Annotated in this window: 9 protein-coding genes; 8 read left to right on the top strand and 1 reads right to left on the bottom strand. The window is 57.7% G+C overall.

Annotation, left to right across the window (positions count from 1 at the left end; translation table 11 throughout):
* Window positions 1-95 precede the first annotated feature (95 nt).
* Together rluD and pgeF are read left to right on the top strand one after the other, a co-directional pair.
* Window positions 96-1,064, top strand: coding sequence for a 23S rRNA pseudouridine(1911/1915/1917) synthase RluD (rluD, locus tag ABIE60_RS11340; RefSeq protein ID WP_354469520.1), 969 nt, complete (start codon window positions 96-98; stop codon window positions 1,062-1,064).
* Window positions 1,061-1,798 (top strand): peptidoglycan editing factor PgeF, encoded by a 738-nt coding sequence (gene pgeF / locus ABIE60_RS11335; protein ID WP_354469519.1) that lies wholly within the window; start codon window positions 1,061-1,063, stop codon window positions 1,796-1,798. The genes rluD and pgeF overlap by 4 nt, the downstream gene beginning before the upstream one ends.
* A 39-nt stretch (window positions 1,799-1,837) precedes the next feature.
* Here the strand turns inward: pgeF and ABIE60_RS11330 are convergent, their stop codons facing one another.
* Window positions 1,838-3,751, bottom strand: a complete 1,914-nt coding sequence (locus ABIE60_RS11330) for a PhoX family protein (RefSeq protein WP_354469518.1) — start codon at window positions 3,749-3,751, stop codon at window positions 1,838-1,840.
* A 224-nt stretch (window positions 3,752-3,975) separates the two neighbouring features.
* Between ABIE60_RS11330 and clpB the strand changes: the two genes are divergently transcribed.
* The 6 genes from clpB (at window position 3,976) to ABIE60_RS11300 (ending at window position 12,021) form a co-directional block, all read left to right on the top strand.
* Complete coding sequence (clpB, locus tag ABIE60_RS11325; protein ID WP_354469517.1) at window positions 3,976-6,552, top strand: ATP-dependent chaperone ClpB; 2,577 nt, start codon at window positions 3,976-3,978, stop codon at window positions 6,550-6,552.
* Window positions 6,553-6,641: 89 nt separating this feature from the next.
* Window positions 6,642-6,902, top strand: coding sequence for a PA2433 domain-containing protein (locus ABIE60_RS11320; RefSeq protein WP_354469516.1), 261 nt, complete (start codon window positions 6,642-6,644; stop codon window positions 6,900-6,902).
* 123 nt (window positions 6,903-7,025) lie between these two features.
* Window positions 7,026-7,298, top strand: a complete 273-nt coding sequence (locus ABIE60_RS11315; protein WP_354469515.1) for a DUF4258 domain-containing protein — start codon at window positions 7,026-7,028, stop codon at window positions 7,296-7,298.
* Between the two features lies 1 nt (window position 7,299).
* Window positions 7,300-7,602, top strand: coding sequence for a CopG family antitoxin (locus tag ABIE60_RS11310; RefSeq protein ID WP_354469514.1), 303 nt, complete (start codon window positions 7,300-7,302; stop codon window positions 7,600-7,602).
* Between the two features lie 171 nt (window positions 7,603-7,773).
* The gene (locus tag ABIE60_RS11305) at window positions 7,774-9,288 is read left to right on the top strand and encodes a site-specific DNA-methyltransferase (RefSeq protein ID WP_354469513.1); all 1,515 of its coding nucleotides are present in this window, start codon (window positions 7,774-7,776) and stop codon (window positions 9,286-9,288) included.
* Window positions 9,289-9,315: 27 nt separating this feature from the next.
* Window positions 9,316-12,021, top strand: a complete 2,706-nt coding sequence (locus ABIE60_RS11300) for a DEAD/DEAH box helicase (protein WP_354469512.1) — start codon at window positions 9,316-9,318, stop codon at window positions 12,019-12,021.
* The last annotated feature ends 112 nt before the right edge of the window (window positions 12,022-12,133 follow it).

Genomic DNA, 12,133 nt, shown 5'->3' with positions numbered 1-12,133 from the left:
TGGCCGGATTCGGTTATACTGGCCAGATAGTTTCCGGCCTATTTAAACATAACCGGAGCCCATGCCAAAACATCCGCCGATTAAGAATCATATTGATGTCAGAACAGTTAGAGTTAGAAGCACAGGTACCGACCGAAATGTTCGGAATGCGACTGGATCAGGCGGTCGCGCAGCTGTTCCCGGATTATTCCCGTTCCCGCCTGCAGGGCTGGATCAAGGAGGGGACTCTGACCGTTGACGGCAAGGTGCTCCGACCCCGTGACAAGCTTAATGGTGGCGAGCGGATCGAGGTGAAAACCGAGCTGCAGCGCATCGAACATCACGAGGCACAGGTGATCCCCCTCGACATCATCTATGAAGATGAATCGATCATGGTGATCAACAAGCCTGCCGGGCTGGTAGTCCATCCCGGCGCCGGTCATGCCAGTGGTACGCTGATGAATGCCCTGCTGCACCACTGCCCGGATATTGCGCAGGTGCCGCGTGCCGGCATTGTGCACCGGCTGGATAAGGAAACCACAGGCCTGATGGTCGTGGCCAAGACGATTGCCGCCCAGACCGATATCGTGGTCCAGCTGCAGGAACGGAGCATGGGACGGGAATACGAAGCGGTTGTCAATGGTGTCATGACAGGCGGGGGCTGCGTCGAGGAGCCGATGGGTCGCCACTCCAAAAATCGCCAGAAGATGGCAGTTGTAGGGGTTGGGAAGGAAGCGATCACTCACTATCGAGTACTTGAAAAGTTTCGTGCGCACACGCACATCCGGCTCAAGCTGGAAACCGGGCGCACCCACCAGATCCGTGTTCACATGGCTCATATCAACTACCCACTGGTGGGCGATCCGCTTTACGGTGGTCGCTTTCGCATGCCCAAGGGTGCCAGTGGCGCCATGCAGCGTGCCTTGAAAGCGTTCCATCGTCAGGCGCTGCATGCCAAAAAGCTGGAGCTTTATCATCCGGCCAGTGGCGAGCTGATGTCCTGGGAAATCGATCTGCCTGAAGACATGCAGCATCTTTTGACCGTTTTGAAACGGGATGCACAGGAATACGATTACGAGCTATGAAACTGATCCGGCCGGACTGGCCTCTGTCTGACACCATCGGTGCATGTGTCACCACCCGCATCGGGGGGCTGAGCCAGTCACCCTGGGCATCGCTCAATCTGGGTGACCATGTGGGTGATCAGCCGGAGGCGGTGGCCGCCAACCGCTGGCAGCTGCAGCAGGCGCTCGGTAGCATCAAGCCCCAATGGCTGTCGCAGGTACACGGCATCGAGGTGGTTGAGGCGCAGGCCGATGGCCGGGTTCGGGAGGCCGATGCCTGTTGGAGCTCGACCCCCGGCGTGGCGTGTGCAGTGCTGACGGCAGACTGCCTGCCGGTGCTGTTTGCCGATCCAGCCGGCCAGCGGGTTGCTGCTGCCCATGCCGGCTGGCGCGGGCTGCTGAACGGTGTGCTCGAAGCCACGCTGGACTGCTTTGAGGCACCCGAGCGGGTTCAGGCCTGGCTGGGGCCGGCCATCGGGCCACTGGCATTTGAAGTCGGACCTGAGGTGCGGGCCGCCTTCTGTGAACAGGTGCCCACTGCCGAGCAGGCATTCGTCCCCTCACCACTGCACCCCGACCGTTGGCTGGCGGATCTTTACCAGCTGGCATGGCAGCGACTGCACCGGGCCGGTGTCGCCGCGATCAGTGGCGGCGAGTACTGCACCTTCACCCAGCAGGATCTGTTCTTCTCCTATCGCCGCGATGGCGTAACCGGTCGTATGGCCAGCCTGATCTGGATCGAAAAAAAAGGCTGACCCTGTCGGCCAGCCCTTCTCGGTCACATCGAGGCCTGATCAGGCGCCGATGATGCCGCCATCTTCACGCTGTACCACCATAATGGTGGAACGCGGCTTGCTGTTGCCACCGCCCGGGAAGTGGGACGGTGCCAGCTCTTCGCCCGGGTGCTGCACACCAATGAATACCGTGCGCTGATCCGGTGAGAACGCCAGGCCGGTGATCTCGCAGGCGATGGGGCCGGTGGCGAAGCGGCGAATCTCTCCGGTCTGCGGATCGGCACAGAGCATCTGGTTGTTGCCCATGCCGGCAAACTCGCCCTCGTTGCTGTACTTGCCGTCGGTCTGAATCCAGAGGCGGCCACTGCGATCGAAATCCAGTCCATCCGGGCTGTTGAACAGGTTGTCGGCATTGATATTGTCGCTGCCGGCGTACAGGCCTTCTGCCACGGTCGGGTTGCCGGCGATGGCGAACAGGTCCCAGTCAAAGCGGCTGTCCACATGGCTGCCCTGATGCGGCCACCAGCGCACGATCTGGCCGTAGTTGTTCTTGGCACGCGGGTTGGGACCGCCCACCGGCTGGCCATCCGTGCCGCGGTTCTTGTTGTTGGTCAGGGTGCAGAACACTGCCTTGTTGTCCGGGTGAACAGCTACCCACTCCGGGCGGTCCATGGTGGTCGCGCCCACCTGAGTGGCCGCTTCACGGGCAAAGATCATCACTTCTGCCTGATCGGCAAAGCCGTTCTCGGCGGTCAGGCCGTTCTTGCCATAAGTCAGTTCGACCCACTCGCCCTGGCCCTTGATCTCTCCGTCATTGGAGGAGAAGCGTGCCACGTACAGGGTGCCCTCTTCCAGCAGATCACGGTTGGCCTGCTGATTGTTCGGGTTGTACTTGCCTTTGGATACGAACTTGTACAGATGCTCGCCGCGCTCGTCATCACCCAGATAGACCACCACATGGCCGGACGGGTCGATGGTCAGGGCCGCATTCTCATGCTTGAAGCGGCCCAGTGCGGTGCGCTTCTTCGGCGTGGCGGTCGGGTCCATTGGATCAATTTCGACCACCCAGCCGAAACGGTTCGGCTCGTGCGGGTGTTTGGCCAGATCGAAACGTTCATCATGGCGGTACCACTGGTAATCACGGTTGCCCGCTTTCAGACCGTAACGCTGGTCGCGTTTGGGCAGCTTGACCTCATCCTGGGCAGACGCAAAGTACTTGTGGAAGTTTTCTTCGCAGGTCAGGTAGGTGCCCCAGGGAGTCTGGCCGTTGGCACAGTTGTTCACCGTACCCAGCGCACGCGTGCCCTTGGGATCGGCTGCCGTCTGCATCAGAGTGTGACCGGCGGCCGGGCCGGTCAGCTCCATCGGCGTGTAGGCGGTGATGCGGCGGTTGTAGTCGGAGTCGCGGTTCACCTGCCACTCGCCCTTGGCGTTGCGGCGGACCTCGAAGATGGACACGCCATGTGCCGCCTGGGACTTCTTCACCTCATCGGCGGTCAATGCCTGCTTGCCCTGATGGGCGAACAGGTACTCGTAGTTGGTGTACTCGTTGTTGACCGCCAGCACGGCGCGGTCGTCTGCCAGCGGGAACAGGCTCATGCCATCCGTGTTGTCGCCGAACTGGCCAGCCTGCGCGGCCGCATTCTGGGTGCCGGACTCATCAAACGCCGGAGCACCCTTGAGAATGGGGTCGCCCCAGGCGATCAGCGGCTTGGCCACATAGCCTTCCGGCACCATAAATGTGTCGGCGGTGCTGGCCGGTACCGCCTTGAACCCCATCAGCGTGCTGGGTGCCGGGCGGGTGGCCGCCGCTACGGCCTGGGCCAGCGGGCTGGCGGCCAGGAACAGGCCCATAGCCGCCGCGCCACCGCGCAGGAAGTTACGGCGGCTGATGCCTTTCGCCGTCATGCGGTCAAAATCGGTCTGTTCCAGTTCCGGATGATCTTCGGGATCAAAATGCTCAATATGATTCATGTCACCTGTCCTGTATTGGGTTACCGGGATGCAGGTGGATGTTGTAGCAGTGTGCTATTACAGAATTAAGAAAGTTTACCGCTGTATAAGGTTTAACTAATTTAATTGCGGCCCGAGCTTGAAGCCGCCCCCGGTGGCCCCTATTTATATGGGTAACAGAAACGCCGAACCGTCTGACCCTTAGATGTCGGACCAGCGGCACCGAGAGATCCACAGGAGACCTCATGCGACCCGACAAATTTACCTCACGACTTCAGGAAGCCCTGTCCGACGCCCAGTCACTGGCGATCGGCAAGGACCACAACATGATGGAGCCGATCCACCTGCTGGCTGCCTTTTTGCAGCAGCAGAACGGCTCGGTGGCGCCGCTGCTGCGTCAGGCCGGTGCCGACCGGATGACCCTGACCGCCAGGGTGGGCGAAGCGCTGGACCGCCTGCCAGTGGTGAGCAGCCCCGATGGCGAGATCCGCCTGTCCCAGAATATGGCGCGCCTGTTCAACCTGACCGACAAGCTGGCGCAGCAGCGCGGCGACCAGTACATCGCCAGCGAGCTGGTACTGCTGGCGATGCTGGACGACAAGGGCGATGCCGGCAAGGTACTGAAAGAGTGCGGCGTGAACCGTCAGTCACTGGAAAACGCCATCAACAACATGCGCGGAGGCGACAGCGTGAACGATCCCAACGCGGAAGAGACCCGTCAGGCACTGGACAAGTACTGCATCGACCTGACCGAGCGTGCCGAAGCCGGCAAGCTGGACCCGGTCATCGGCCGTGACGATGAGATTCGCCGTACCATTCAGGTCCTGCAGCGCCGCACCAAGAACAACCCGGTGCTGATCGGTGAGCCCGGTGTGGGCAAGACCGCCATCGTCGAAGGGCTGGCGCAGCGCATCGTCAACGGTGAAGTGCCCGAAGGCCTCAAGCGCAAGAAGGTGCTGTCACTGGATATGGGCTCGCTGATTGCCGGTGCCAAGTTCCGTGGCGAGTTCGAGGAACGCCTGAAGGCGGTACTCAACGAGCTGTCGAAACAGGAAGGTCAGATCATCCTGTTCATCGACGAGCTGCATACCATGGTCGGTGCCGGCAAGGGCGAAGGCGCCATGGATGCGGGCAACATGCTCAAGCCCGCGCTGGCGCGTGGCGAGCTGCACTGTGTTGGCGCCACCACGCTGGACGAGTATCGCCAGTACGTGGAGAAAGACGCCGCGCTGGAGCGTCGCTTCCAGAAAGTGATCGTCGATGAGCCGTCCGAGGAGGACACCATCGCCATCCTGCGTGGCCTGAAAGAGCGTTACGAGATCCACCACAGTGTCGACATCACCGACTCCGCGATTATCGCTGCCGCCAAGCTGAGCCAGCGCTACATCACCGACCGTCAGCTGCCGGACAAGGCGATCGACCTGATCGACGAGGCCGCCTCGCGCATCCGCATGGAGATGGACTCCAAGCCGGAAGAGATGGACCGTCTCGACCGTCGCCTGATCCAGCTGAAAATGGAACGCGAAGCGCTGAAGAAAGAGAAGGACGAGGCCTCGCGCAAGCGTCTGGAAGAGCTTGAGCACAACATCGGCAAGCTGGAAAAAGAGTACTCCGACTTCGACGAGGTATGGAAGGCCGAAAAGGCTAGCCTGCAGGGTTCGCAGCAGATCAAGGAACAGCTCGATCAGGCCCGTGTCGAGATGGAACAGGCACGCCGCGCCGGTGACCTGGCCAAGATGTCCGAGCTGCAGTACGGCCGCATTCCCGAGCTGGAAAAACAGCTGCAGGCCGCCGACAGCACTGAGCAACAGGCGGAAGAGCACAAGCTGCTGCGCAACAAGGTAACCGAAGAGGAAGTGGCCGAAGTGGTCGCCCGCTGGACCGGCATCCCGGTCAGCAAGATGCTGGAAGGCGAGCGCGAAAAACTGCTGCGCATGGAAGATGCGCTGCACCAGCGCGTGGTCGGCCAGAGCGAAGCGGTGGTGGCCGTGTCCAACGCCGTGCGCCGTTCCCGCGCAGGCCTGTCCGACCCCAACCGCCCCAACGGTTCTTTCCTGTTCCTCGGCCCGACCGGGGTGGGCAAGACCGAACTGTGCAAGGCGCTGGCCAGCTTCCTGTTCGATACCGAAGAGGCGATGGTGCGCATCGACATGTCCGAGTTCATGGAGAAACACTCCGTCGCACGCCTGATCGGTGCACCTCCGGGCTATGTCGGTTACGAAGAGGGTGGCTACCTGACCGAAGCGGTGCGCCGCAAGCCCTACTCGGTGCTGCTGCTGGACGAGGTGGAAAAGGCACATCCCGATGTGTTCAACATCCTGCTGCAGGTGCTGGAAGACGGCCGCCTGACCGATGGACAGGGTCGCACCGTGGACTTCCGCAACACCATCGTGGTGATGACTTCCAACCTGGGGTCCGACCTGATCCAGAACTACAGCGATGACGATGACTACAACCTGATGAAACAGGCGGTAATGGAGTCTGTGGGTAACCATTTCCGTCCCGAAGTGATCAACCGCATCGACGAGGTGGTGGTATTCCACAGCCTGCGCAAGGAACAGGTGGCCGGCATCGCCGAAATCCAGCTGGACCGCCTGCGCAAGCGCCTGGCCGAGCGCGAGCTGAGCATCACCTTCACCAGCACCGCCATGGACAAGCTGGTGGACGTGGGCTTCGAGCCGATCTACGGCGCCCGTCCGCTGAAGCGGGCGATCCAGCAGTGGATAGAAAACCCGCTGGCGCAGCGCTTGCTGGCCGGCGAGTACGAGCCCGGTCGCGAGATCGCGGTGGATGTGGAGGCCGGAGAGTTTACCTTCAGGTAACGGCTGCCACGTCGAGACAGCACCAAAGCGGGCATGGATCAGATGGACTACACTCAAGCGGGTGAACACCACTCGAATGGAGGTGAATCATGTCCAGAATCAAAACCATGCTCGCGACGGCGCTGGTAGCGTCCGCGCTGTCGGCCCCGGCGTTAGCATTCCATTGCCCGCTGGATGGCCAGGCGATCGAAAAGGGACTGGCGAACATCCAGGTGAGCGACGAGGTGCGCACTAAGGTCATGCAGCTGCACGAGGAAGGCATGGCTGCGCACAATGCCGGCAACCATGACGACGCCCAGAAAAAAATGGCCGAAGCCATGCGAATGCTGCTGAACGCCACCGGGATGTAACACAACAGAAAACAGGATATCCCCACCGGGCAGGCTGCGACTTTCCTGCGCGCCTGCCCTAACCAGCTGTCTTCCCCTTCAGCGCAAGATGCCAATAGGCACACGCTCTGCTAGACTCGCTTTATGAAGCAAATTAACTGGAATGCTGAAAAAAACCAGCAGCTGATGAGCGAGCGCGGCGTTTCCTTTGAGGATGTCCTGTTTGCAATTCAGTCTGGCGGTTTACTTGATGATGGACCTCACCCCAACCGGGACAAGTATCCGAATCAACGTTTACTTGTGGTTCGGATTGACGATTACGCCTGGCTGGTGCCGTACGTCGAGAATGATCGGGAGATCTTTCTTAAAACGGCCATTCCCAGTCGCAAGGCCACCAAGACATTTCTAGGGGGGTAGCATGGCCAAGACCAAATTGGATCCCGAAGAGCAAGCGTTGCTTGAAGCCTATGAGTCTGGAGAGTTCGAGTCAGACTTGGATGCTGATCGTCGTGAGTATTTGACCAAGGCGGCGGAAGAAACCTTCAAGAAAGACAGGCGGATTAATATACGCATTTCCAGCCGCGACCTGGAGGCGCTGCAACGTCGCGCACTGGAAGAGGGGCTTCCCTACCAGTCACTGGTTGCCAGTGTCCTGCACAAGTATGTCTCCGGTGGTTTCAAGGACATTTCTGCCGACAAGTCCGGTCAGCGGACGCGCTAGCCAAGTCGCTTGCCTGAACAGCGAGCCACGGAGCGGAGGGCTGGTTTTTTTCGGCCGGACACAATGGCCATGCCCGTTGCACACCCAATACAATATTGCCGAGCGCTGAAAGGGCTTCCCAGGGGTTGGGAAGGCATGGCGCTTTGGCCGTTACGAAAAAGGAACGATTGCATGCCCCTGCTACAGTGGCTCAATAAAGACCAAGCTGTCAGAACCGCTGCGCAATGCGCCTACCGTTTGCTGGAGCCTGTACCAGAACTCTCATACGGTGATCAAAACAGCGAGAACCTGCTGATTCAGGGCGATAACCTCGAAGCGCTCAAGGCATTGCTGCCGTTCTATGCGGGCAAGGTGAAGTGCATCTATATCGACCCGCCCTACAACACCAAAAGCGCGTTCGAGCATTACGATGACAATCTTGAGCACAGTCAGTGGCTGTCGTTGATCTATCCTCGCTTGGAGCTGCTGCGTGAACTGCTGGCGGAAGATGGCAGTATTTGGGTGTCGATTGATGACAGAGAAGCCCACTATCTTAAGGTCATCATGGATGAGATTTTTGGGCGGTCAAAATTCATAGCATCAAATGTCTGGCAAAAGCGTTATTCGCGCGAAAATCGAGAGGCTATTGGGGATTCTCACGAATATCTTTTTGTTTATGCAATGAGTCCAGAGTCTTTCAAAAATAGCCGGAATTACCTTCCATTGGGTGAAAAACAGCTCAAGCTTTATAAGAACCCAGATGATGATCCCCAAGGACCTTGGCAAAGTGTATCGCTGCTTGCGCAGGGTTATCGGCCAAACCAAATGTATAAAATTATCGCCCCATCAGGTAGGGAGCACTATCCACCGGATGGCAATTGTTGGAAAGTAATTCGGTCGGTGTATGAGAAAGAACTCCAAAATGGTGCGATTTATTTTGGAAAAGATGGAAATGGCGTACCACGTCGAAAACAATATCTAAAAAACGCTAATGGTGTTGTTCCATGGACATGGTGGCCCCACGAGGAGGCTGGTCATACAGACGAAGCTAAGAAAGAGGCTAACTCCATTTTTGGCAGTGAGATCAGCTTTGGCACGCCAAAACCAGAACGGTTGATCCATCGTATTTTGCACATAGCAACAAATCCCGGCGACCTTGTTCTCGACTCCTTCCTTGGTTCAGCCACCACAGCCGCCGTGGCCCATAAAATGAAACGTCGCTATATCGGTATCGAGTTGGGCGAACACGCGGTCACTCATTGCCAGCCCCGTTTGGTAAAAGTGGTAGACGGCGAGCAGGGAGGTATCTCGAAGTCGGTTGACTGGCAGGGCGGTGGCGGTTTCCGTTTTTACAAACTCGGCCAAACGGTTTTTGACAGCTACGGCTATATCAACCCGGAGGTGCGCTTCGACGCCCTGGCTGCTCATATCTGGTTTGCAGAGACGCGCTCACCCAAACCACCGGCAGAAAAATCCCCATTGTTGGGCCTGCACAACGGCGTTGCCTACTATCTGCTGTATAACGGCATATTGGGTGATCGGCGGCCTCAAGGCGGTAACGTGCTGACGTCCAAGGTGCTTGAACTGCTGCCGCCGCATGATGGTCCCAAAGTGATCTATGGCGAAACGACTCGCCTTGGCCCCGAGCGTCTGAAACAGCAACAGATTACGTTCAAGCAGATACCCTATGATGTGCGTGCACTGTAACAGCCCGTTCAAGGAGAGATGTCACCCATGTTCAGCTTAAAAGGCTACCAGACGCGCGCCATTGAAACTCTGAGCGACTTCCTGACCGAGGCCAAGTCAACCGGCGATGTGGTCTCGGCTTATGCCAAGGCGATCAAGTCACAGGGTATGCCGCCGTTGGCCTACCGTGACTACGGCTTTGAGCAGGTTCCCTATGTATGTTTTCGCATCCCGACCGGGGGCGGTAAAACCGTGATGGCCTCGCATGCCGTTGTGACTACCGCCAAGGATTACCTGGAAGAGGCGTTTCCCATAACGCTGTGGCTGGTGCCCAGCACAACCATCCGCCAGCAAACCGTTGATGCGCTGAAAACCCCCGGCCATCCCTACCGGGAAAAGCTGGATCAGGCTTTCAATCAGCAGGTTCTGGTGCTCGATATCGACGAAGTCACCCAAATCCGTCCGCAGGATATTGGTGGCAAGGCGATCGTTGTTGTGTCCACGTTGGCCAACTTGCGAGTGAACGATACTGCCGGGCGAAAGGTGTATGCCTACCATGAAAATTTTGAACCGCACTTTGCCAAACTCGGTGCCGGGCATCCTGCCTGGGCGCGTCTTGAGAAGGTTGGCGAATCGGACCTGCACGAGAACGGCCTGACCCGCAAAGAGTTGGGCAAAGTTAAATGCTCCTTTGCCAATCTGCTGGCTGTGCATCGACCGGTCGTGATTGTGGACGAGGCCCATAATGCTCGCACCTCGCTGACCTTTGAAACACTGAAAAGAGTCTATCCCGCTGCAGTTATCGAGTTTACGGCCACACCCAATACCTCGACGACAAACGGCAGCAACGTGCTGTATCACGTTTCGGCAGCCGAGCTGAAAGCCGAAGAGATGATCAAGCTGCCGATCATGCTGACGGAACACACGGACTGGCAGGCGGCGGTGAGAGACGCGGCTTTGAATCGTGAGCGTCTGGCAAAGGATGCACGCAAAGAGCCGAATGATTACATCCGTCCTATCGTGTTACTGCAGGCCGAACCGAAAAACGGCGCTGTGACCGTCGATGTACTCAAGGCATATCTTGAAAATGACCTGAAGATCGACCCTGAAAAAATCGCGATTGCTACCGGTACGCAACGTGAGCTGGATGGTATTGATCTGTTCCGATCCGATTGCAAAATCGAATACATCATCACCATTGAAGCGCTGAAGGAAGGTTGGGACTGCTCTTTCGCTTACGTGTTCTGCTCAGTCAAACAGGTCAGTTCCAGCAAGGACGCCGAGCAGCTGCTGGGGCGTGTGCTGCGGATGCCGTATGCCCGGCGCCGGGTCATCGAAGACCTGAACCGTGCTTATGCGCATTTGGCGACACCTTCATTTTCGAAGGTTGCCTCACAGCTTACCGACAAGCTGGTCGCAATGGGCTTCGAAGAGATGGAAGTCGCCGCTTTCCTGCGTCATCAACCGGCTACACAAGGGCAGGGTGATCTGTTTGGCGGTGATAGTGGCTCCTCTGAAGCCCCGCCACCATCTCCTCGTGCAGATCATTCCATCGTGTTGGAACTGGATGAGATGCCGAACCTTGAGCAAGTGGACGAAGACGACAAGCGCAAGATCTCGGCTACCCAGGACGGGGATACTATCCTGGTGAAAGTCACCGGGGAGGTATCCGAGCCTTTGGCCCGGGCACTGAAAACGGCGAAAACCAAGCCCAAGGAGCGGGCAATCATCGAGCGGGATCTCAGAATCCACAACCAAAGCATTGCGGCGATGAAGTCACCGGCAGAACGAGGCGAACGCTTTGGGCCATTACCTCAACTCTGTGCGCACATTCAGGGTGAGCTGGAACTGGTAGAGCCTGAAATGCTGCTGGATGCAGGGCAGTGGAGCCTGATGGATTACTACACTGTCGAGCATCTTGGCCTGAAAACCGATGAGCAAAACATCAGTTTCGCAATCGATATTGAAGATAAAAAAGTTCGTTTCCACACCGCCGAGCCGGGAGCAACCTACGATCTCAATGAAGCCTTTATCGATGTTACCGAGCAAGATCTGATTCGCTGGCTGGATAGGGAGCTGCGTCAGCCGGACATCATGCAGTTGCAGATGATCAAGTTTTTGTCACAGTCTGTGAAAGACCTACAGCAACAACACAACCTGTCCATGACTGCGTTGGTGCGTAACAAATATCCGCTGGTTAAAACCCTTAAAGCCTTGATCAATACCTACCGTAAAGAGGCGCGCAGGAAGGGCTATCAGGATACGCTGTTCGGCAGTGGCGCAGCCGTATCCACAACGGCCGACTTTCAATACGAATTCAGCCCTGCCCATTACCCGGCGCGCCCGCCGTATTATCAGGGTAAATATCGCTTCCAAAAGCATTACTACCCACAAATTGAAGATATGAAGTCCACGGGGGAAGAGTTCGAGTGCGCCAAGGCGATTGATAGTCTACCGCAGGTGAAATACTGGATCAGAAACCTGGTACGCCGTGATCATGCATCTTTTTGGCTACCGCTTGCGGATGGGCGTTTCTATCCCGATTTCGTGGTGGAGCTTACGGACGGTCGAATGCTGGTGGTCGAATACAAGGGCGATGCCTACGTGACCAACGATGACTCCGTCGAGAAAAGGGCTGTCGGGCAGCTGTGGGCCGAGTCCAGCGGAGGCCGCTGCCTGTTTATCATGGCAGTGCTGCAAGACAAGCAGGGGCGTGATGTACGCCAGCAGATTCAAGCGCTGATCAATGTGTAATCACGTTTAGGGGTAGTGTATGACCACCTTCATCATCGTTGTGGCTTTCGTGCTCATGGTGTTCGCCTTTTTCGGGCTGATTTTGATGGTGGGTTCAATAATCAACGCTGTA

It is taken from the genome of Marinobacterium sp. MBR-109 (genome assembly GCF_040547565.1).
Classification (GTDB): domain Bacteria; phylum Pseudomonadota; class Gammaproteobacteria; order Pseudomonadales; family Balneatricaceae; genus Marinobacterium.
The sequence above is the reverse complement of the archived record's forward strand: the minus strand, read 5'-3'. Positions and strand labels throughout refer to the sequence as shown.

Coding starts and splice junctions, on each gene's coding strand:
- ABIE60_RS11320 (WP_354469516.1), top strand. CDS start 6,642: ATGTCCAGAATCAAAACCATGCTCGCGACGGCGCTGGTAGCGTCCGCG.
- clpB (WP_354469517.1), top strand. CDS start 3,976: ATGCGACCCGACAAATTTACCTCACGACTTCAGGAAGCCCTGTCCGAC.
- ABIE60_RS11305 (WP_354469513.1), top strand. CDS start 7,774: ATGCCCCTGCTACAGTGGCTCAATAAAGACCAAGCTGTCAGAACCGCT.
- rluD (WP_354469520.1), top strand. CDS start 96: ATGTCAGAACAGTTAGAGTTAGAAGCACAGGTACCGACCGAAATGTTC.
- ABIE60_RS11300 (WP_354469512.1), top strand. CDS start 9,316: ATGTTCAGCTTAAAAGGCTACCAGACGCGCGCCATTGAAACTCTGAGC.
- ABIE60_RS11310 (WP_354469514.1), top strand. CDS start 7,300: ATGGCCAAGACCAAATTGGATCCCGAAGAGCAAGCGTTGCTTGAAGCC.
- ABIE60_RS11330 (WP_354469518.1), bottom strand. CDS start 3,751: ATGAATCATATTGAGCATTTTGATCCCGAAGATCATCCGGAACTGGAA.
- pgeF (WP_354469519.1), top strand. CDS start 1,061: ATGAAACTGATCCGGCCGGACTGGCCTCTGTCTGACACCATCGGTGCA.
- ABIE60_RS11315 (WP_354469515.1), top strand. CDS start 7,026: ATGAAGCAAATTAACTGGAATGCTGAAAAAAACCAGCAGCTGATGAGC.